Source organism: Aquisediminimonas profunda, assembly GCF_019443285.1.
Lineage (GTDB): Bacteria > Pseudomonadota > Alphaproteobacteria > Sphingomonadales > Sphingomonadaceae > Aquisediminimonas > Aquisediminimonas profunda.
This window is the reverse complement of record NZ_CP080327.1, coordinates 821,523-842,408: the sequence shown is the minus strand read 5'-3', so window position 1 is coordinate 842,408 and position 20,886 is coordinate 821,523. Positions and strand designations below refer to the sequence as shown.

24 protein-coding genes are annotated in these 20,886 nt (G+C 61.1%); 9 read left to right on the top strand and 15 right to left on the bottom strand.

Going from position 1 to position 20,886, the window contains the following annotated elements:
- Positions 1–26: 26 nt before the first annotated feature.
- The 5 genes from K0O24_RS04310 to K0O24_RS04290 form a co-directional block, all read right to left on the bottom strand.
- Positions 27–1,343 (bottom strand): dicarboxylate/amino acid:cation symporter, encoded by a 1,317-nt coding sequence (locus K0O24_RS04310; protein WP_219894603.1) that lies wholly within the window; start codon positions 1,341–1,343, stop codon positions 27–29.
- 48 nt (positions 1,344–1,391) lie between these two features.
- Entirely contained in the window at positions 1,392–2,747 is a 1,356-nt protein-coding gene (locus K0O24_RS04305) for a Mur ligase family protein (protein ID WP_219894602.1), read from the bottom strand.
- Positions 2,748–2,767: 20 nt separating this feature from the next.
- Positions 2,768–4,078, bottom strand: a complete 1,311-nt coding sequence (locus K0O24_RS04300) for a sensor histidine kinase (RefSeq protein WP_219895466.1) — start codon at positions 4,076–4,078, stop codon at positions 2,768–2,770.
- A 79-nt stretch (positions 4,079–4,157) separates the two neighbouring features.
- Entirely contained in the window at positions 4,158–4,820 is a 663-nt protein-coding gene (locus K0O24_RS04295; protein WP_219894601.1) for a response regulator transcription factor, read from the bottom strand.
- Positions 4,821–4,851: 31 nt separating this feature from the next.
- Complete coding sequence (locus tag K0O24_RS04290) at positions 4,852–5,160, bottom strand: hypothetical protein (RefSeq protein ID WP_219894600.1); 309 nt, start codon at positions 5,158–5,160, stop codon at positions 4,852–4,854.
- 83 nt (positions 5,161–5,243) lie between these two features.
- Between K0O24_RS04290 and K0O24_RS04285 the strand changes: the two genes are divergently transcribed.
- Entirely contained in the window at positions 5,244–7,040 is a 1,797-nt protein-coding gene (locus tag K0O24_RS04285; RefSeq protein WP_219894599.1) for an ABC-F family ATP-binding cassette domain-containing protein, read from the top strand.
- On the opposite strand, the gene K0O24_RS04280 is transcribed toward K0O24_RS04285, so the two are convergent.
- Genes K0O24_RS04280 through K0O24_RS04255 form a run of 6 tightly spaced genes read right to left on the bottom strand, consistent with a single transcriptional unit; the run spans position 7,037 to position 11,395 of the window.
- Positions 7,037–7,669 (bottom strand): ATP-binding cassette domain-containing protein, encoded by a 633-nt coding sequence (locus K0O24_RS04280; protein WP_219894598.1) that lies wholly within the window; start codon positions 7,667–7,669, stop codon positions 7,037–7,039. The genes K0O24_RS04285 and K0O24_RS04280 overlap by 4 nt on opposite strands.
- Positions 7,666–8,331 (bottom strand): molybdate ABC transporter permease subunit, encoded by a 666-nt coding sequence (modB, locus tag K0O24_RS04275; RefSeq protein ID WP_219894597.1) that lies wholly within the window; start codon positions 8,329–8,331, stop codon positions 7,666–7,668. The genes K0O24_RS04280 and modB overlap by 4 nt, the downstream gene beginning before the upstream one ends.
- The gene (modA, locus tag K0O24_RS04270; RefSeq protein WP_219894596.1) at positions 8,328–9,089 is read right to left on the bottom strand and encodes a molybdate ABC transporter substrate-binding protein; all 762 of its coding nucleotides are present in this window, start codon (positions 9,087–9,089) and stop codon (positions 8,328–8,330) included. Before modA ends, modB begins: the two co-directional genes overlap by 4 nt.
- Positions 9,086–10,060 carry a quinone oxidoreductase family protein gene (locus tag K0O24_RS04265; RefSeq protein ID WP_219894595.1) on the bottom strand — a complete coding sequence of 325 codons (975 nt, stop codon included), beginning with the start codon at positions 10,058–10,060 and terminating at the stop codon, positions 9,086–9,088. The genes modA and K0O24_RS04265 overlap by 4 nt, the downstream gene beginning before the upstream one ends.
- Positions 10,061–10,065: 5 nt before the next feature.
- Positions 10,066–10,773, bottom strand: a complete 708-nt coding sequence (gene pgl, locus K0O24_RS04260; RefSeq protein WP_219895465.1) for a 6-phosphogluconolactonase — start codon at positions 10,771–10,773, stop codon at positions 10,066–10,068.
- A gap of 55 nt (positions 10,774–10,828) precedes the next feature.
- Positions 10,829–11,395 carry an HNH endonuclease gene (locus K0O24_RS04255; protein ID WP_219894594.1) on the bottom strand — a complete coding sequence of 189 codons (567 nt, stop codon included), beginning with the start codon at positions 11,393–11,395 and terminating at the stop codon, positions 10,829–10,831.
- A 98-nt stretch (positions 11,396–11,493) separates the two neighbouring features.
- Between K0O24_RS04255 and gluQRS the strand changes: the two genes are divergently transcribed.
- The 8 genes from gluQRS to K0O24_RS04215 are packed head-to-tail and all read left to right on the top strand — an operon-like array spanning position 11,494 to position 17,133.
- Positions 11,494–12,345, top strand: a complete 852-nt coding sequence (gluQRS, locus tag K0O24_RS04250; RefSeq protein WP_219894593.1) for a tRNA glutamyl-Q(34) synthetase GluQRS — start codon at positions 11,494–11,496, stop codon at positions 12,343–12,345.
- A 9-nt stretch (positions 12,346–12,354) separates the two neighbouring features.
- Positions 12,355–12,585 (top strand): twin transmembrane helix small protein, encoded by a 231-nt coding sequence (locus K0O24_RS04245; protein WP_219894592.1) that lies wholly within the window; start codon positions 12,355–12,357, stop codon positions 12,583–12,585.
- A 6-nt stretch (positions 12,586–12,591) separates the two neighbouring features.
- Complete coding sequence (locus K0O24_RS04240; protein WP_219894591.1) at positions 12,592–13,158, top strand: cob(I)yrinic acid a,c-diamide adenosyltransferase; 567 nt, start codon at positions 12,592–12,594, stop codon at positions 13,156–13,158.
- A 57-nt stretch (positions 13,159–13,215) separates the two neighbouring features.
- On the top strand, positions 13,216–14,085 hold the full coding sequence (locus K0O24_RS04235) for a 3-hydroxyacyl-CoA dehydrogenase NAD-binding domain-containing protein (protein WP_219895464.1): 870 nt from the start codon (positions 13,216–13,218) through the stop codon (positions 14,083–14,085).
- Between the two features lie 58 nt (positions 14,086–14,143).
- Entirely contained in the window at positions 14,144–15,268 is a 1,125-nt protein-coding gene (locus K0O24_RS04230) for an epoxide hydrolase family protein (RefSeq protein ID WP_219894590.1), read from the top strand.
- Positions 15,244–15,900: a queuosine precursor transporter gene (locus K0O24_RS04225; protein ID WP_219894589.1), complete on the top strand. Its 657-nt coding sequence runs from the start codon at positions 15,244–15,246 to the stop codon at positions 15,898–15,900. The genes K0O24_RS04230 and K0O24_RS04225 overlap by 25 nt, the downstream gene beginning before the upstream one ends.
- A 13-nt stretch (positions 15,901–15,913) precedes the next feature.
- Positions 15,914–16,813: an acetylglutamate kinase gene (gene argB, locus K0O24_RS04220; RefSeq protein WP_219894588.1), complete on the top strand. Its 900-nt coding sequence runs from the start codon at positions 15,914–15,916 to the stop codon at positions 16,811–16,813.
- Positions 16,814–16,824: 11 nt separating this feature from the next.
- Positions 16,825–17,133: a YggT family protein gene (locus tag K0O24_RS04215; protein ID WP_246611123.1), complete on the top strand. Its 309-nt coding sequence runs from the start codon at positions 16,825–16,827 to the stop codon at positions 17,131–17,133.
- On the opposite strand, the gene aroC is transcribed toward K0O24_RS04215, so the two are convergent.
- The 4 genes from aroC to K0O24_RS04195 are packed head-to-tail and all read right to left on the bottom strand — an operon-like array spanning position 17,130 to position 20,885.
- The gene (aroC, locus tag K0O24_RS04210; protein ID WP_219894587.1) at positions 17,130–18,200 is read right to left on the bottom strand and encodes a chorismate synthase; all 1,071 of its coding nucleotides are present in this window, start codon (positions 18,198–18,200) and stop codon (positions 17,130–17,132) included. The genes K0O24_RS04215 and aroC overlap by 4 nt on opposite strands.
- Entirely contained in the window at positions 18,197–18,988 is a 792-nt protein-coding gene (gene fabI, locus K0O24_RS04205) for an enoyl-ACP reductase FabI (protein WP_219894586.1), read from the bottom strand. The genes aroC and fabI overlap by 4 nt, the downstream gene beginning before the upstream one ends.
- Positions 18,985–19,959 (bottom strand): YihY/virulence factor BrkB family protein, encoded by a 975-nt coding sequence (locus K0O24_RS04200; protein ID WP_219894585.1) that lies wholly within the window; start codon positions 19,957–19,959, stop codon positions 18,985–18,987. The genes fabI and K0O24_RS04200 overlap by 4 nt, the downstream gene beginning before the upstream one ends.
- Positions 19,959–20,885, bottom strand: coding sequence for a DnaJ C-terminal domain-containing protein (locus tag K0O24_RS04195; protein WP_219894584.1), 927 nt, complete (start codon positions 20,883–20,885; stop codon positions 19,959–19,961). The genes K0O24_RS04200 and K0O24_RS04195 overlap by 1 nt, the downstream gene beginning before the upstream one ends.
- Between the last annotated feature and the right edge of the window lies 1 nt (position 20,886).

Genomic DNA, 20,886 nt, shown 5'->3' with positions numbered 1-20,886 from the left:
TTCTTGGGTGATTGCGTCCCGGCAAATCAATGCACATGGCTGGTGGGGGCGTGCGGCGGTTCGATCTCCGGGGGTTCGGGCGCATCAAGGTCGCCTTCCCACTTGGCCACAACGACCGCTGCAACCGCGTTGCCGACAACATTTGTCCCTGACCGCCCCATGTCGAGAAACTGGTCGACCGCGAGGATCAGGACAAGTCCGGCTTCGGGAATATGAAACTGCGCCATGACAGCTGAAATGACCACAAGACTTGCCCGTGGAACGGCCGCCATGCCCTTCGAGGTCAGCATGAGCGTCAGCAGCATCGTGATCTGCGCTTCGACCGGAATGTGCATGCCATAAAGTTGCGCGATGAAGAGCGTCGCGAAAGTCATGTACATCATCGAACCATCGAGATTGAACGAATAGCCGAGCGGGAGGACAAAGCTTGCGATCTTGGGCGGAACACCAAAACGGTCCAGCGCCTCGAGCGTGCGGGGATAGGCCGCTTCCGACGATGCGGTTGAAAAGGCGAGCAGGATTGGTTCGCGAATATAGCGGAAAAGCGTTCCGGCCCGCGGTCCGACCACGAGGAAGGCAGCAATGAAGAGGACAATCCAAAGGATCGCCAGCCCCAGGTAGAAGCTCCCGATAAATTTGATGAAGGTCCCGATGATGCCAAGTCCATTGATCGCAACGACCTTGGTCATTGCCGCAAAGACCGCGAGGGGCGAGGCGCGCATCACATAGTCCGTCACCTGCAGCATGACATGGACCAGCGCATCGATGCCCTTGGTGATAGGCTCGGCTTTTTCGCCGACCGCTGTCATCGCCACACCAAAGAAAACCGAGAAGATCACGATTTGCAGGATCGTGTTGTTCGCCATGCCTTCAATGATCGACTTGGGGAACATTTCGGCGATGATCTTGAAAAAATCGCTTTCAGGCTTGGCGATTCCGGCCGTCACATCGGGAGGCGGCAGCTCGAACCCGCCGCCGGCGCCCGGCTGGAGGATGTTGACGAGAATCATGCCGAGCGTCAGCGAAACCACCGTCGCGCCGATAAACCAGCCGATGGTCTTTGCGCCTACGCGACCCAGTGCTGCCGTGTCGCCCATATGGACGATGCCCGAGACGAGTGTCGCAAAGATCAGCGGCGCGATGATCATCTTGATCAGCCGCAGGAAGATGTCGGTGACAAGGCCCAAATATTTGCCCCATTCTGCAAGGCTGGCCTTCACGTCATCCGGAATGGTGTTGGGCTCGGTCAGGACGCTGCCCGTGTAGAAGAAGTGGATGGCCGCCCCGGCCAGGATGCCGAGTATCAGCCCGATCATGATGTAGAATGTAAGCCGCTTGGCCATTGTGCGCTGTTTCCTCAACCCTATGCGCGCAGCAGACGCGATCCATGCCTATCCGTCAAGACGTTCGAGAATCTCCGCAGCGAACTGGCTGAGGGTATCGTCGCGCGCGCCCATGATGAGGATACGATCTCCGGCACGGGCTTCCGCAACCAGCCGGTCGCCAATGTCCGCGCGGGCAGGCACATGGCTGGCGCGCGGCCCGATCGCCTTGGCAAGCGCCTCGCTGCCCGCGCTTCGATCCACTGTCCCGCCATAATAGGCCGGGTCCGGCAGGTAGAGCCTGTCTTCTGCGCCAAGCTTTGTCCGAAACGTCTCCGCCAGGGCGTCGCCCATGTGCTTCAATGGCCCATAGCCATGTGGCTGGAACATGAGGAGCACCCTGCCGGGAAAGGCATGAAGCGTGTCGAGCGTTGCGCCGATCTTGTCGGGATTGTGCCCGAAATCATCGATCACGGTGACGCCATGACGCGACCCGACGAGATCGAGACGGCGGCGCAAGCCCGCAAAATCCGCCAGAGCAGCGGAACCGTCTGCCAGCGGAACGCCAGCTGCCTCTGCCGCTGCAAGAGCAGCCAGCGCATTCGACGCGTTGTGGCGACCCGGCACATTGAGCGAAACGCGCACGCCGTTTGCAAGAAAGTCCACTCCATCAGGCCGCTCGACAAGATCCGATCCGCGAAGCGACGCGCGTTCACCAAATCCGAAAGTCCGGGCATTGCCTCCAGCGAGCGCAAGGGCTTCGTCATTGTCGGCATTGACGACTGCGATCGGCGCCTTGCCAATGAAATCTCCGAACAGGCGGCGCAGTTCGTCCATCGATTTGTGATCGAGCGCGACATTGTTGAGGACGGCAATATCGGGCGTGTAGAGCGCGATCGAGCCATCGCTTTCATCGACCTCGCTCACAAAAACATCGCTGTGGCCCACCCGCGCACTGGCAAAGGGCGCATCGGGCCGCGCATAATTCTTCATGACAGCACCGTTCATGATCGTCGGATCGCGGCCCACCTGATCGAGAATCCAGCCAATCATGCCCGTCACAGTGGATTTGCCGCTTGTCCCGCCAATCGCGATCCGGGTTTCGCTGGCATTGAACAATTGGGCCAGGAGGTCTGCGCGGCTCAAGCGCTCAAGACCAAGTCGGTTGGCCGCGACCACGTCCGGAACGCTCTCTTCGACCGCTGCGGAAGCGACGAAGATCTGGCCCGGCACAACCCCCGAACCATCCTGTGGAAAGAGCGCAATGCCAAGCTTTTCAAGCGCCGCGAACTTGTCGCCAATCCGGCCTTGATCCAGCGAGCGGTCGGATCCCGTCACCGCGGCGCCGCGCGCCGCGACAATCATCGCCAGTGGCATCATGCCGGATCCGCCGATACCGCAGAAGAAATAGTGAGGAAAAGTCATCGTCGCGCGCTTCTGGCGCGTCAGGCGGCCAAGGGCAAGCGCAACCGCGCAAGGACACCGCCCATGTCCTCGCTTTCCTCAAGCGTGATCGAACCACCATAGATTTCGGCGACATCGCGCACGATCGCGAGGCCAAGGCCCGTGCCCGGCTTTGATGAATCGAGCCGCACACCCCGATTGAAAAGCTTGTCCCGATCTTCCGCAGAAATGCCAAGGCCGTCATCCTCGACCAGGATTTCCGCCATCGGCCCAGCTGTGCCGACCGTCACGAACACGCTGCCGCCGCCATATTTTGCTGCGTTTTCGATCAGATTGCCGAGCATTTCATCAAGATCCTGCCGCTCGACATGGACTGAAAGCGATTTGTTGCCGTCCATGTCGAACCGGACGTCGGGATAAAGGCGCGACACCGCCCGTTCGACCGATTCAAGGCTGTTCCAGACTTCCGCCCGGCTGTGCACATTGCCCCGGCGGCCGACGGCGCGCGCGCGGGCGAGATGATGGTCGACCTGCCTGCGCATGGTCGTGGCCTCACGGATCACTGTTTCGCTCAGATCGCTCGCGTGCGCCGTTGCGGCATTCATGATAACGGTCAACGGCGTTTTCAGTGCATGGGCAAGGTTGCCGGCATGACGACGCGCTTCCTCTGCCTGGGTTTCGTTATGGAAGAGCAGCCCGTTCAATTCCTCCACGAGAGGCGCCACTTCATCCGGCAGTTCATGCTCCTCGATCCGATTTGCCCGACCGGCTCGCATTTCGGCAATTGCCTGCCGAAGCGAACGCAGCGGCCAGAGGCCGTAAAGGGTCTGAAGCGCCGCCATGACGATCAGCCCAAGCCCAAGCAGCGCGAAGCTTCGGACAAGCGTCTTCCTGAGTGTACCGATCTGGTCATCGAGCACGTCGCGGCTTTGCGCGACCTGAAACCGCCAGACGGTCGGCGAGCCGGGAAGAACAATGTCCCGCTCAGCTACGCGGATCGTTTCTTCGGGAAATTCATTGCTGTCATAGACGTGGATGTTGTCATCCGAATGGCCGCCCCGAACTATAAGCGCGCGATCCCAAAGCGAGCGTGACCGGAACGGCGCATAGCCTTCTCCAGCGATCTGCCAATAAAAACCCGAATTGGGTTCAAGAAAGCGTTGGTCCCCGAGCGGACGATTGAGGCGCACTTCCCCGAAATCGTCAATTTCGGCAGCGGCCACCATAGAGGTCAGCACGAACTGTTGTCCGTCATCAAAATTTCGCGTGATGGCATTGGACAGGACCCGGTCAAGCGCTAAGCCCCCGCCGAGCAGCAGGAGAAAAATCCATGCTGCGGCAATGCCGATCATGCGCCGGCTCAGCGACCCGCTGGCAAGCCGCAGACGCCAGCCGCCTATCTGCCAGCCGCCACGCTTGAGAGCTGCCCTGTCAGGCAGGGTCTTCGAGACTGTAGCCAAGGCCGCGGATGGTCGTGATGACATCGGCACCAAGTTTCTTGCGGATACGTGTGACAAAAACCTCGATCGTGTTCGAATCGCGGTCGAAATCCTGATCGTAGATATGCTCGATCAACTCGGTCCGTGAAACGACCTTGCCCTTGTGATGCAGAAGGTAGGACAGGAGCTTGTATTCCTGCGCAGTCATCTTGACCGGCTCTCCCGCAAGCGTGACGCGACCAGAACGCGTATCGAGGCGGACGTCGCCCGCAATCAGTTCGGACGACGCATTGCCGCTGGCTCGGCGGATCAAGGCGCGCAAGCGGGCAATAAGCTCCTGCGTCTGAAACGGCTTTGCCATATAGTCATCGGCACCGCCATCCAGGCCTGCGACCTTGTCCGACCAGCTGTCTCGTGCCGTCAGGACCAGCACGGGCATGACCTTGCCTTCCTTGCGCCAGCGATCGAGCACGGTGAGCCCATCGATTTCGGGCAGGCCAAGATCAAGGATCACTGCATCATAGCTTTCGGTCGAGCCCAGATAATGCCCGTCTTCGCCATCGGTGGCGAGGTCCACGGCATAACCGGCGCCTTCAAGTGTGTTCTTGAGCTGGGCGCCGAGAGTCGGTTCATCTTCTACGATCAAAACGCGCAAGGATAATCTCCCCCAATGGGCCGCCAATAGATCATTTGCCGGACGTTCTCTTGATTGTACCGGTTGGCCCGTCCACATCAATCCAGATCACGTTCTTGCCCTGCATGAATTTCAGGCGATAAAGCAGGTTGTCTCCATCGAACTCGGCGCCGATATAATCGGCTCCGCGCTCCTTCATTTCGGGAACGATTTCGTTCTCGATGGCGCGCAGCGACCGCACGGCACCCTGGCGAGTGGCCTGAAAAGCAGCATCCTGTTCCACTCTGCGCGCCTTTTGGGCCTCGGCGGGAATCACCAGGAGCCCTGAAAGCGAAAGCGCAAAAATAAAAGGTTTGAACATTGCCATAGGGTCTTGGCATAGGGCGCGGCCATTGAATAGGCCATGAATGGCTTTTCGCCATATCAACCGATCAGGAACCCGACATGTCCGCGCCCATACTCGCCTATGAAGGCCTCGGCCTCGTCCAGGGATCGGGCTGGCTCTTCCAGGATCTCGACATTTTCATCGGCGAGCGCGACCGGCTTGCACTGATCGGGCGAAATGGAGCGGGCAAGACCACGCTCTTCAAACTGCTCGCGAACCAGATCGAAGCCGACAAGGGCCGACGCTCGATTGTGCCAGGAACGAAGGTCGTCCTGCTCGAGCAGGAGCCCGCCCTTGGCGGCTTTGCGACACTGCGCGATTTCGCCATAAGCGGCGCAGACGGCCCGGCGGCGCACGATGTGGAAGCGATTGCCGACCAGATCGGGATCGATCTTTCGCGCGAGGCGCAAAGTGCAAGCGGGGGCGAACGGCGACGCGCGGCAATCGCGCGCGCGCTGGCAATGGACCCCGATGTCCTGCTGCTCGATGAGCCCACCAACCATCTCGACCTTGCCGCCATCGACTGGCTCGAGGACTGGCTCGGGCGATACACCGGCGCTTTCATTGCGATTTCGCATGACCGGACGTTCCTTACTCGCCTGACGCGATCGACCCTGTGGCTCGATCGCGGCAAGATCCGCCGATCCGAGATCGGATTCGGTGGTTTCGAGCGCTGGATGGAGGCGGTCTATGCCGAAGAAGCGCGCGCCGCCGAGAAGCTCGATGCGAAGCTTAAGCTTGAGCTTCATTGGCTTGAGCGCGGCGTCACGGCCCGGCGCAGGCGCAATCAGGGTCGACTCGAAAAACTCAACCAGATGCGCGCACAACGCGCGGCGATGCTCGGGCCGCCGGGTGCTGCCAAGCTCGGCATTGCCAGCGACGATGTCCGGTCCAAATCCGTCATCGTGGCGGACGGCGTCGGAAAATCCTTTGGAGACCGGACGATCATCCGGAACTTCACCTTGCGGATCCAGCGCGGGGACCGGATCGGCATCGTTGGTGCAAACGGTGCCGGCAAGACGACGCTCCTCAAACTACTGACCGGCGAACTTGCGCCGGACAGTGGCACGGTCACACTGGCCAAGACCCTGAACGGGATCGTGATCGACCAGCAGCGGGCTTTGCTTTCGCCAGAAAAGACCGTGCGCGACGTTCTGTGCGAAGGTGGGGACTGGATCGAAGTGCGCGGCGTCAAGAAACACATACAGGGTTATCTGAAGGAGTTCCTGTTTGAGCCCGGCCTTGCCGATGCGCGCGTAGGGACATTATCGGGCGGCGAACAATCGCGCCTGTTGCTCGCACGCGAGTTTGCTCGTGCCTCCAATCTGCTGGTCCTCGACGAGCCGACCAACGATCTTGACCTGGAAACGCTCGACCTGCTCCAGGAAGTCATTGCCGACTATGACGGAACTGTCCTGATCGTCAGCCACGATCGCGACTTTCTCGATCGGACTGTGACCTTGACTCTGGGCCTCGACGGCTCGGGCAAGGTCGACATCATCGCTGGCGGCTATGCCGATTGGGAACGCAAGCGCGTCAGGAACGCGACACCCCTGCGCAGGCAAGGGGCAGCTCGGGAAGCCAGAGCCCCAGAGGTCCCTGCCTCCACAGGAGCGACGCCCAAGAAACTCAGCTACAAGGACCAGCGCGACTATGACCTGCTTCCGGCGCGCATCGCCGAGATCGAGGCCGCCATTGCCAGGGATGAGGCCTTGCTGTCAGACGCCACACTCTATGCCCGCGATCCGGACCGCTTTGCCGCACTTACCAAGGCCCTAGAGCAGGCTAGGGCAGAAAAGGATGCGGCCGAAGAGCGCTGGCTGACGCTGGCCGAAGTTGTCGAGTCGCTCGGCTAAGGCGCGACGCGCCCCGCCTTGAGCCGGATCGATTGCACCGCCAGCCGCGCCGCTTCTTCAATGTCGTGCGTCACATAGACGACGGGTATGGCGATATCGCTGAGCAAATCCTCAAGCGCGCCGAGCAAAGCGGCCCGCGCCTCCCGGTCGAGACCTGAAAGCGGCTCATCCATCAGGAGCAATTGCGGCTGCGACATGAGCGCGCGGGCGATCCCTGCGCGCTGCGCCTCTCCGCCTGAAAGACGGTCCGGGGCCCGGTCGAGCAGGGCACCGATGCCCGTTCGCGCGATCATGTCATCGAGCGCGAATGGCCCCTCGGGCGCACGGGCAATCGCGAAGGAAAGATTTTGCCGCACAGTCAGGTGGGGCAGGAGCCCTGCCCCCTGAAAAACGTACCCGACGTGGCGTCGATGCGGCGGCACGAAGGTCTCATGATCCTGCCAAAGGATCTCGCCGAAGCGGATGGTGCCGGGATGACGGTCAAGCCCGGCAAGGGCGCGCAGCACACTGGTCTTGCCGGACCCCGAAGGTCCAAGCAGCGCCGTCACGCCCTGTGCGGGTATCGCAATATCGATATCGAGCGAAAAATCAGCGCTGATCCGCGCGTGGAGCCGAACAGCAATGGTCATGGCCGCACCCCGGCGATCCTGCGTTCGACCAGCAGCAAGGACAGCAACGCCACAAAGGCAAAGACGACCATGCCACCGGCAATGGCGTGCGCTTCTGCGAACTGGAGACTTTCCACAAGCTGATAGATTCGCGTCGACAAGACTTCGGTCTTCCCCGGAATCGCGCCGCCGATCATGAGCACAACACCAAACTCGCCAATGGTGTGTGCAAAGACGAGAATCGCGGCCGACAGGAATCCCCTCCGTGCCAGCGGAACGGCAACGTGAAAGAAACGGTCGACCGGCCCGGCGCCCATGGTCGCGGCGATCTCGAGCGGGCGGCTCCCTATGGCTTCGAAGGCCGTCCGCAACGGCTGGACGGCGAAAGGCAGGGAATAGAAAAGCGATCCGATCACGAGCCCGGAAAAGGTGAAGGCAAGCGTCCGGATGCCGAATGGGTGCAGAAGAGCCATCAAGGGGCTTTGAGGGCCGAGCGCTATGAGGACATAAAAGCCGATCACTGTAGGCGGCAGGACAAGGGGCAGCGCCGTCAGAGCGCCGACAATCTCCTTCCAGCCGCTTCTCGACCGGGCAAGCCACCATGCGAGCGGCGTCCCGAGCAGGAGAAGCAACAGTGTCGTCACGGCTGCGAGTTCAATCGTCGTCAGGATGACGAGGTTCATCGATGCGTCTCATACCCGTATCGCTGGATTATCGCGATAGCCTGGCGCGATTTCAGGAACGCCAGAAACGCTCGTGCAGCCCGATTCGTTGCACCTGTCTTCAGGAGAATTGCCTGCTGCTCGATAGGCGCATGCAACGCCTTGGGCACGACCCAGCGCGATCCGCCCGACACATTGACCAGCTGGCTCAACGCGACAAACCCCATGTCCGCCGCGCCAGTTGCAACGAACTGATAAGCCTGCGCAATCGAACTGCCCTTCACGATCCTTGGCGATACGGCGGGATAGACGCCAAGCTTCTGCAGCGTCTGGACAGCGGCCACACCGTAGGGGGCCGTCGCCGGATCAGCGATTGCGATCTTGTCAAACCCGCCACGTCTCAGCACAGCGCCTTTGGCATCGACCAGCCCCGGTGTGACCGAATAGAGAACGATCCGCCCAATGGCATAGGTAAAGCGTGACCTTGAAACTGCGAGGCCATCCTGTTCGGCTTTCAGTGGCCGTTCTGCATCGGCTGAAAGGAAGACTTCGAACGGAGCGCCGTGGGAAATCTGCGTGTAGAATGCACCCGAAGCGCCGAAGCTCAACACGGCCTTGTGGCCGGTCGCCCGCTGGAATGCAGCCGCGATCTCCTTTGCGGGCTCAGTGAAATTGGCGGCAACGGCCACTTGTGTTTCACCAGCCCTGGCAGGTACCGCCGGAAGGGTGAAGATCGCTGCCAGAAACAGCGCGACATGGTGCAGGGCAAAGTGCTTCATGGCCGCAGGATCGTCGCTCCAACCGTTTTCCCGGCTTCCAGATCCCGATGTGCCTGAGCAACGTCTTCGAGCGCATAGGTCTGGCCGATATTGGCGCTGATCACGCCCTGCCGAAACATGTCGAAGACATAGTCTGCGCCGGCCTGGCGTTCGGCTGGGTCGGCGTAATAGTCGAAAAGAGTCGGCCGGGTGACGAACAGCGACCCCTTTTGCGCGAGCACGCCAAGATTGACCCCGGACACCGGCCCGCCCGCGTTGCCATAGCTGACAATCATGCCCCGCCTGCCTGTCGCAGCGAGCGAGGTCTCCCATGTGCTCATGCCAATGCCGTCGAACGAGACCCGAACACCGGCCCCAGCGGTGATGTCGCGGACACGGGCAGCAACGTCTTCCGATTTGTAGAAGAGCACATGATCGGCGCCTGCGTCCTTGGCGAGTACGGCCTTGTCCGGCGTGCTGACGGTGCCGATGACAGTCGCGCCGACATGTTTCAGCCACTGGACGAGCAACAGGCCGACGCCACCGGCCGCTGCATGGACCAGCACCGGCCATTGCGCCTGCACCCGGGCGCACCGCTCGACAAGAAATTCCGTCGTGCAACCCTTCAGCAGTCCAGCGGCAGCAACGTCGTCGCTTATGTCTTCCGGAATGGGAAAGAGAGCGGCAGCCGGAAGGTTTCGCGCGGTCGCATAGGCCCCCAGGATCGGGCCAAAGGTACACACCCTGTCCCCTGGCACGAAATCGTTGACGCCATCGCCCACTGCTTCGACCACGCCCGCTGCTTCGATGCCGAGACCATTTGGCAGGGGGATCGGATAGGTGCCGTCGCGATGATAGGTGTCGATATAGTTGAGGCCGATGGCCGTGTTGCGCATCCGCACCTGCCCGGGCGGGGGCGGGGGCAGGTCCTGATCGATCCACCGGATGACTTCTGGCCCGCCCTGTTCGCTGATCCGTGCCGCACGTGCCATATGCCCTATCCTTCGCACCAATGAATATCGACCGGTGTCTCAAGACCGGCGAGCACACGACCGACAGGCAGGGGCGAACTATCCCCGTCCTTGATGGCTTGCTCAAGCAGCTTGCGCTTTTTGTTCCCGGTGAGGACGATGACGAGGGACTTGGCCGACTGGATTGCATTACGGGTCAGGGTCACACGGGCCACAGGCGCTTCGGGTGGCAAGGGATCGGGCATGACGCCCACGGCCTTGCGCTCTGCCGGGGCATGCAGGGCATCCTCCAGGTCGGGCCCGTTGAAGATCGAGGCGGTATGTCCGTCTTCTCCCACGCCCAACCAGACAAGATCCGGCGGCCAGTGAAAATCGCTGATCCGTGACGATGCCGCTCCGCCCGCAGCCTTGTAGTCTGCGGCTTTCTCCGAAATGATCGGCACGACGCGCGCGCCCTTCGGCAGGAAGATGCGGGCGAGGCCGGCGACATTACACATCGGATCGTCCAGCGGGACAATCCGCTCGTCAGTCGGGAAGATGGTCACGCGCTTCCAGTCGATCTTCGCTTGCGCGAGCTTTTCAAGGATGGGTCCGGGCGTCTTTCCGCCAGCGAGCGCAATCACCGCAGAACCGCGTGCATCAATCGCCGATTCGATGATGAAGGCGACATCGCCTGCAACGGCCTCGGCAAGCTCGTCCATGTCGTCATAGTCCCACCATTCGGCTTCGATCATCATACGGCTCCTTACTCTGGTTGATGCGCCGCAATGCGACGGGACAAGGAGCCGATCAAGCCTCGAGTTCGATGTCCCAATAAAGCCAGTCCCGCCAGCTTTCGTGGAGATAGTTGGGCGGGAAGCTGCGGCCCTGATCCTGCAACTGCCAGCTGGTGGGGCGGATCGGCTGGGTGTGAAGCACCATATGCGCCTGCCTTGGCGTGCGCCCGCCCTTTTTGAGATTGCAGGGCGAGCAGGCCGTGGCCACATTTTCCCATGTCGTGCGGCCGCCCTGCGCCCGCGGAATCACATGATCGAACGTCAGGTCTTTCGGGCTGCCGCAATATTGGCACTGGAACCGGTCGCGCAGGAAGAGGTTGAAACGGGTGAAGGCAGGATGCTGCGACGGCCGGACATATTGCTTCAGGGCAATGACCGAAGGCAGCTTCATCGCGAAAGTGCTGCTGTGCACTTCGCGTTGATACTCCTCGACGATATCCACCCGGTCAAGAAACACGGCCTTGACGGCCGTCTGCCAGGGCCAGAGCGACAGGGGGTAATAGCTGAGAGGCGTGTAATCCGCATTGAGCACAAGTGCAGGGCAGCCATCCGGATGGCGGATAAGATCCGGGTGATACATGGCCGACCAACCCCTTTCGCCTGTTGCATGCGCGCTTTCGCCGCTTCACATGACACGCGCATGACAGCATTTACCATATGATGGGGTCAAGGGCGAAAATGCACAAAGATATTGTAACCCGCTTTGCCCCCAGCCCGACGGGGCGCCTTCATCTCGGCCATGCCTGGTCAGCGATGCGCGCGCATGATTTCGCGCGGTCGCACTCAGGTCGCTTCTTCCTCAGGATCGAGGATATCGACATCAGCCGGTGCCACCCCGAACATGTCGAGGCAGTTTTCGAGGACCTTCGCTGGCTCGGCCTCGACTGGGACGGGGAGGTCATGGTCCAGTCCCAGCGGATGTCCGCCTATGCCGCGGCCATTGCAGCGCTTGAGGCCAAGGGCCTGCTTTACCGATGCATCTGCACACGATCAGACATTGCCGCTGCAGCGTCTGCACCTCAAGGGCCGATGGGCGCGCTCTATCCCGGAACCTGTCGCCGCCGTGCTGTCGATGCCGATACGGCGCTGCCCTGGAGCTGGCGGCTCGACACTGCAGCGGCGCTGGCCATGACCGGACCGCTCGCATGGGAGGACGACGCGAAGGGCCGGATCGCTGCCGATCCTGCACTCCTCGGCGATGCCATTCTTGCCCGCAAGGATGCCGGGACAAGCTATCATCTATCGGTTGTTGTTGACGATGCGGCGCAGGGCGTGACCGATGTGGTTCGCGGACGGGACCTGTTCGCCGCGACGCACCTCCACCGGCTGCTGCAGGCCTTGCTGGGTCTGCCGTCGCCGCGTTACCATCACCATCGCCTTGTGGTCGGCAGTGATGGCGAACGACTGGCCAAGCGCAAGTCGGCGCCGACGCTTGCTGCATTGCGCTCAAGCGGGGTCGATCCCGCCGAACTTGTCGAAAACATGCGGCGGGCACGGTTTCCGGTTGGATTCGCGCTTGAGGAGGAATAAGGACGCGTCATGCCCATTCTTTCCATCCTCCTGATCCTTGCCATCATTGGCGCTGTCGTCATGCTCGTGCGCGGGATCATTGCCTTTCTGAAGACGACCGAGGCGGACCTCAAGAGCGATGGAACGGGGCCCAGCGCGTCCGGCCTAAAGCAGAACAAGATGATGCAGGGCCGCGTTGCGTTTCAGGCACTGGCCATTGTCATCGTTGTCCTGATGCTTGCCCTGTCACGCAGCGGCTGACGCTCTTTGGTCAAGCTCAACAAGATCTACACCCGCACCGGAGACGATGGCACGACCGGCCTGGTCGACGGCAGCCGCATCTCGAAGGATGCGCCGCGCATGGCCGCGATCGGCGATGTCGATGAAGTGAACTGCGCCATCGGCGCGGCCGCACTCCACGCCCGCGATGAGATGCTGGAACGCATCCGCACCATCCAGAATGACCTGTTCGATCTCGGCGCCGATCTTGCGACCCCCGGCGAGGATTTTACCCCCGGGGAGATGACGCTTCGCATTGTTGCGGCGCAAGTCGCGAGGCTCGAAACCGAGATTGATGCAATGAACCTCGGCATGACCCCGCTCAACAGCTTTATCCTGCCGGGCGGGTCGGCGCTCGGCACAACGCTGCATGTCGCTCGCTCGGTCACCCGCAGAGCCGAACGCACCGCCATTTCGGCCGCGCGCGAAGTTGCGATCAATCCGCTGGCATTGGCCTACCTCAATCGCCTGTCGGACTGGCTGTTTGTCGCTTCGCGCTTCGCCAACGATCAGGGCAGCAACGACATTCTTTGGGTGCCCGGCGGCTCGCGCTAGCACTGTTTCGCCCCAGCCGATAAAGGCTGGGACGAATCAAACGGGCTGGGGCTGATGATGAAAACAATTGGCGTTGTTGGTGCGGGGCAGATGGGCGCCGGAATCGCGCAGGTTTCGGCTCAGGCCGGCTACCGCGTCCTGCTCTCGGACGTGGATCTCGCCCGCGCCTCATCGGGCAAGGACGGGATTGCCAAGGGCCTCGCGCGGCTCGTCGAAAAGGAGAAGATTGCGGCTGAAGCGCGCGATGCCGCGCTCACCCTGATCGAGCCTGTCGCAGGCAGTGCCGCGTTTGCAGATGCCGATCTGGTCATCGAAGCCGCAACCGAGCGCGAGGACATCAAGCGCGCGATCTTTGCGGATGTAGGCAAAATGCTCCGTGGTGATGCGATCCTCGCGTCGAACACCTCATCAATCCCGATTACCCGGCTGGCTCAGGCGTCTCCCGATCCGGCACGGTTCATGGGCGTACATTTCTTCAACCCCGTTCCGGTCATGGGCCTTATCGAGCTTATCCGCGGGCTGGCCACCGCAGATGCGACGGTCTCGGCCGTCGAGGCCTATGGGCGCAGTCTTGGCAAGGAAATCGTCCACGCCAACGACGCGCCAGGCTTCATCGTCAACCGCGTGCTGCTGCCGATGCTCAACGAGGCCTGCTTTGCGCTGGGCGAAGGCGTGGCAACGATCCGCGATATCGATACGGCCTGCCGCCTTGGCCTCAATCACCCGATGGGCCCGCTGACGCTTGCCGATTTCATCGGCCTCGACACATGTCTTGAGATCTGCCGTGTACTCCATAGCGGCACAGGCGACCCGAAATTCCGCCCGGCACCCCTGCTCGTCAAATATGTGGAGGCCGGGTGGCTCGGCAAAAAGACGGGCCGCGGCTTTTACGACTGGACCGGCCCCGAACCGGTACCGACACGGTGAGAGAAGCACCAGTTCCCCGACGAGTCCGTAAAGGCAAAACTCAACAAGGCAGAATGACATGACAGGAACGCCCCGCCCTTTCACAATCGACATCCCGCAAGCCCAGCTTGATGATTTGCAGGCCCGTCTGGCCCTTACCCGCTATCCCGAGAAGGAGACTGTGGAGGATTGGGATCAGGGCATTCCCCTGGCCTATGTTCAGGAGGTCGCAGCCTATTGGGCGAAGGACTATGATTGGCGGCGCTGCGAGGCGACCCTCAACGCGCTCCCCAATTTCCTGATCGAGATTGACGGGCTCGATATCCATTTCATCCATGTCCGCTCGGCAAACCCCAACGCGCGACCATTGATCATGACGCATGGCTGGCCGGGATCGGTTCTGGAGTTCATCGACGTGATCGGGCCGCTCTCTGAAGACTTTCACCTCGTGATCCCGTCGCTGCCCGGCTATGCCTTTTCGGGCAAGCCGACCAAGCCCGGCTGGGATGTGGACAAGATCGGACAGGCCTGGAACTCGCTGATGCTCGCGCTTGGCTATGAGCGCTACTTCGCCCAGGGCGGAGATTGGGGATCGGCCGTCACCTGCGCGATCGGCGCCCAGAATCTGGGTGCCTGCGCGGGCATTCATATCAATATGGTGGTGGGCCGCCCTCCCGCCGAAATGATGACCGACCTGACCGAATTCGAAAAGGCGGCCCTTGCCCGCTTCCAATGGTATCAGGAGAAAGACACGGGCTACTCCATCGAGCAGTCAACACGGCCGCAGACGGTCGGCTATGGTCTGGCGGATTCACCCGTGGGGCAGATGGCGTGGATTCTCGAGAAATTCCACGGTTGGTCCGATTGCGCCAAAGACGGCGTGAGCCACCCGGAAAACATCTTCAGCCGCGATCACCTGCTCGACAATGTCATGCTGTACTGGCTGAACAATGCGGCGGCGTCATCGGCCAGACTCTACTGGCACAGCTTCAGGACCTTCGCCAGCGGCGACATCTCGATCCCCACAGGCTGCAGCCTGTTCCCGCAGGAGCTGATGCGGCTTTCCAGGCGGTGGGCGGAAACCCGGTACAAGCAGATCGTCTATTGGAACGAAGTGTCGAGAGGCGGTCATTTCGCGGCGATGGAACAGCCGTCCCTGTTTGTGCAGGAATTGCGCGCATGCTTTGGCGGCATGACCCTGTGACAGAAGCCGAAGTGCCGCGTTCGCTCTTCATTTACTCGCTCGTCTATGGCGGCCTTGTCTGCATGGCGGGCGTGCTTGGCACAAAGATTGTCGCAATCGGGCCGCTTACGGTGGAGGCCGGCATCTTTGCGTTTCTCCAGCTTGTTGTCCTTTCCAGCGCAGTGTCCGAACTCCATGGTGCAGACACTGCGCAAAAGCTGGTGCGTTACGGGTTCATCCCGCTGATCTTGTCCGCGCTGCTGATCCAGCTTGTCATTGCCCTGCCTGCGGCCAGCTTCTGGAGCCAGCAGGAAGCATTCAAGGGGATCCTAGGGCAAGGGTCGAGACTGATGCTTGCCGGGCTTGTGTCCTACGGCATTTCCCAGACGCTCAATGTCATGCTGTTCAATGCCCTGCGCGAGGGTACGGGCAAACTGGTCTGGTTGCGCGGCATGATCGCGGCTGTCGCCAGCCAGATTGTCGATACCGGCATCTTCCTGACGATTGCCTTTCTTGGCGTCCTGCCGCTCTTGCCGCTCCTTATCAGCGGCATCACTGCAAAGGTTGTGCTGTCCGTCGTGATGGTGCCGCCGCTGATTCAGCTTGCCGTGAGCTTTGGCCGGAAACTTGACCAAAAGGCAGCAACCGCATAGCGGCGGCGCCAACATGAGCAGACACGAACCCGATCAATCAGCGCTCGCCAAGGCAGAGGTCCTGACAGAAGCGCTGCCCTATATGCAGCGCTATGCCGGTGCGACCTTCGTGATCAAATATGGCGGGCATGCCATGGGCGATCCGGCAGCCGCCCGAGACTTTGCCGACGATGTCGTGTTGATGAAAGCCGTCGGGATCAACCCCATCGTCGTGCACGGCGGCGGACCGCAGATTGGCGCCATGCTCAAGAAGCTTGGCGTCGAATCAAGTTTTGTCGACGGCCTTCGGGTCACCGACGCGGAAACGGCCAAGGTTGCCGAAATGGTTCTGTCGGGCGCGATCAACAAGGAGCTCGTTGCCTGGATTGCGGCCGCTGGTGGAAAGGCTGTCGGCATTTCTGGCAAGGATGGCGGCTTTGTCACCGCCGAAAAGGTCAAACGCACGACCCGCGATCCGGAAAGTAATATCGAACGCGTGGTCGATCTCGGCTTTGTCGGCGAACCCAAGGCGGTGGACCGGACGATACTCGACACGATTTCCGCAGCCGGAATGATCCCTGTAGTCGCACCGATCGGGGTCGGGACCGACGGCCATACCTACAACATCAACGCCGACACCATGGCCGGTGCGATTGCGGCTGCCCTGCGTGCAGACCGGCTCTTCCTCCTGACCGATGTATCCGGCGTCCTTGCCAAGGATGGATCGCTCCTGACCGATCTGGATCCGGCAAAGATTGTCGCATTGCGCGCCGACGGCACGGTTACCGGCGGCATGATCCCAAAGCTGGAAACCTGCGTGACGGCAGTGGAAGGCGGGGTCGATGCCGCGGTCATCCTTGACGGGCGCGTGCCGCATGCCATGTTGGTGGAAATTTTCACACGGAGCGGCGCGGGTACGCTCGTTCACAAATAGGGCGTGGATCAATGGCAATTTTAGTGATGCTACTCGGAATTATCGGCTATCTGCTCTATATTCTGAGCATAATAATCGTTGCGCAGTTTGTGCTTTCGATCCTGATCGCGTTCAATGTGGTCAACACATACAACGAGTTTGTGAGAGGGCTCCAGAGGGCACTCGATACCATAACCCAGCCACTTTATCGGCCGATCCGTCGCATATTGCCTGATACAGGCAGTATCGACTTTTCACCGATGGTCGTGCTGATCATCATCAACATAATCACGAATTTTGTTATCCCGACCGCTCGAGATTCGCTCTACTTCGGAGCCTAAGCCCCGCACTGAGCGCGGTGGAGCATTTTCTGGTCCGCCAGCACCAGCGCCATCATCGCCTCGACAACGGGCGCGCCCCGAATGCCAACGCACGGGTCATGACGCCCCTTGGTCACGATTTCGGTCGCTTCACCTGCGCGCGTGATCGTCTCCACCGGCGTGAGGATCGATGACGTGGGCTTGAAGGCAACCCGCACCACAACGGGCTGACCTGTGGAAATTCCCCCGGCAATTCCGCCAGAATTGTTCGCAAGGAATTCGGGCATGTTGGAGCCGGGGCGCATCCGGTCCGCATTCTCCTCGCCTCGCAGCCGGGCGGCTTCGAAGCCGGCCCCGATCTCGACCCCCTTTGTGGCATTGATCGACATCATGGCTGCAGCCAGTTCGGCATCGAGCTTGGCATAGAGGGGGGCGCCCCAGCCTGCCGGCACGCCACGCGCGACGCATTCGACGACCGCGCCCAGCGAAGAGCCGGCCTTGCGGGCATCATCGAGGAGCGTCTCCCACCGTCCGGCCGCAGCCTCATCGGGGCAGAAAAACGGGTTCTTTTCGATCTGCGCCACCTCGAAATTGTCGCGATCGATCTTGTCGCCGCCAATTTCGACAACATAGGCCAGGATCTCGACCTCCGGAATCGCAAGGCGGGCAACGGCGCCTGCCGCAACCCGTGCCGCTGTTTCGCGCGCCGACGACCGTCCGCCGCCACGATAGTCGCGAAGGCCGTATTTGGCGTCATAACTGTAATCGGCATGGCCGGGGCGATAGGCTTTTGCGACGTCGGAATAGTCCTTCGAGCGCTGGTCGACATTGTCGATCATCAGGCTGATCGGGGTTCCGGTCGTCCGGCCTTCGAAGACGCCGGAAAGGATCTTTACGGCATCCGGCTCCTGGCGCTGCGTCGTGAATTTCGACTGGCCGGGGCGGCGGCGGTCAAGGAAGGGCTGTATGTCGGCTTCGCTGAGCGGCAGGCCGGGCGGGCAGCCGTCGACAACCGCACCGAGCGCCGGTCCATGGCTTTCCCCCCAGGTCGAGAAGCGAAAGACATGGCCAAAGCTGTTGTAGCTCATGCCAGCGTGACGTCCGGCGCGTCTTCCTGTTTCATCCCGACCACATGATAGCCTGCATCGACATGATGTGTTTCGCCCGTCACGCCTGAGGCCAGATCCGACAGCAGGTAAAGGCCGGCGCCGCCAACATCCTCGATCGTGACGTTGCGGCGAAGCGGTGAATTATACTCGTTCCACTTCATGATGTAGCGGAAATCGCCGATGCCGGACGCCGCAAGCGTCTTGATCGGTCCTGCGGAAATGGCATTCACGCGGATGCCCGAGGGGCCAAGATCATTGGCGAGATATTTGACGCTGGTTTCGAGCGCGGCCTTGGCGACGCCCATCACATTGTAGTGCGGGATCACCTTTTCGGCGCCATAGTAGCTGAGCGTGAGGAGCGCGCCGCCATTCGGCATCATGGCACGGGCCCGGTGTGCAACGGCCACAAAACTGTAGACGCTGACATTCATCGTCAGCAGGAAATTGTCGAGGCTGGTATCCACATAGCCGCCGCGCAATTCATTCTTGTCGGAAAAACCGATGGCATGAACGACAAAGTCGATCGTCGGCCATCGTGCAGAAAGTGTTTCGAATGTCTTGTCCAGCGCGGCCATGTCAGAAACATCGCAGTCGATCAGGAAGTCGCTGCCAAGTTGATCGGCAAGGGGGCGCACCCGTTTTTCAAGTGCTTCCCCCTGATAGGAGAAGGCGAGTTCCGCCCCCTCGTCCTTCAGCTTCCTCGCGATGCCCCAGGCGAGGCTGCGATCATTGGCAAGGCCCATGATCAGTCCGCGCTTGCCATTCATGTATCCAGCCACTTGGCCTCCGCAATATCGTCCAACACTGTATGCTCCTTTAGCGGATGATGGCCGGGATTTGCCAGTGCTGCGTTGATGTGCGCTGCAATCACGAACCCATATCCGATCAGCCAGAAGAACAACATGGCGACCATCACCCCGGCAAGTCCGCCATAAGTCAGCGTATACCCGCCGAAAAGTGCGAGGGCCTTTGGCAAAAGGAGCAGCGCCAGATACCACCAGAGCGTCACAAATATGGCCCCCGGCCATTTGGGATTGCCCAATCCGCGGTACTGGCCCGGAGTGAGCGCCCAGAAGAGCAGATAGCTCGAAACAAAGGTCATCAGGATCGGAACGAAGCGCGTGCTGGCAATCCGGTCTGCGACCGAACCGGCTGCCGGCACGAAGTGGGCGATCACTTCTTCGGCTGTCGTCAGCAGAACCTGCATTGAAAAGGCCGCAATCAGCATCCCGACCGCGACAAAGATGATCGCCACGCCAATCAGCCGATATTGCCAGAAGGGGCGGGCATAGTCCGTGCCATAGGCCCGGCGCAGGATTTCCCGGATCGTCTCGATATAGCTGCCGACAGTCCAGATGCCGATGGCAGCCCCGAACCAGAGCAGCGGTCCGGTCCTGAGCGTCAGGACTTCTGCTGCCGTCGACTGAATCATGGTGCCGACCGATGGCGGAAAGGCGCGCGCAATCGAATGGAGTGCTGCTGCATTTTCCGCCGGCCGGCCAAGCAACTGCGCGGCAGCGGCCAGGATGATCAGGAACGGAAAGAGCGCAAGCAACGTCAGATAGGCAAGATTTCCGGCATGAATGAAGCCATCGTTATAAACGCCAACCACGGCGCGGCGGGCGAACTCGAAAACCGGCGACCCGGGCCCGATGTGGCCAAGTAGCCCCGATCGTGGGGGGTGGGCATCCGGATGCACCCGCCTCGCTTCGGGCGATTCGGGCGAAACATCCCGCATCAGCCGAGACCGGACCTCGGATTGCGCGTGTCAGTCCACCCTTCGGCAAAGGATCTGAGGCTGGCGTCGTCTGCAGGAATGTCGATAAGCAGGGTCACAAGCTGATCGCCGCGCGAGCCGCCCTTGGCTGTAAAACCCTTGCCTTTCAGGCGCAGCACCTTGCCCGAGCTCGATCCCTTGGGAATGTTGAGCATGACTGCGCCTTCAACCGTCGGAACCCGCACGGGGCCGCCAAGAACCGCTTCCTTCAGCGTGATCGGCAGGTCCAGGCGGACATTGTCGCCATCGCGGACGAAATGGCGATGATTGCGCACCTCGATCGTCACAATGGCATCGCCTGCACCGCCGGGTCCGGGCTGGCCCTTGCCGGAAAGCTTCATCTGTGTGCCCGTCTCGACGCCAGCCGGCAACTTCAGGTCGATCGTCTTTCCGTCCTGCAGCGTGATCCGCTGGGGCGCGAGCGTGGCGGCATCTTCGAATGAGACGGCAAGACGATAAGCTACGTTGGGCCCCTTCGGAGGAGGGGCAGAACGGCCGCTAAATCCCCCGAACCCGCCGCCGCGGCTGCGCCCGCCTCCAAAGATGCCTTCAAACAGATCTCCGAGATCCGCCGCCGCAGCATCGCCAAAGCCGCCCTGAAAGCCACCCGAACTGCCCCGGAATCCGCCCTGCTGCCCGCCAAATCCGGCGAAGGGGTTGGCAGGATTGCCATGTTCGTCAATTTCGCCCCGATCGAACTGGGCGCGCTTGTCCTTGTCTGACAACAGATCGTAGGCCGTGCTCACTTCCGCAAAGCGCTCTGTCGCCTTCGGATTGCCCTTGTTTGTATCCGGATGCAGCTCCTTGGCGAGCTTGCGATACGCCTTCTTGATATCGGCTTCGCTCGCGCCCCGCGAAACACCGAGAGTTGTATAAGGATCTGCCATA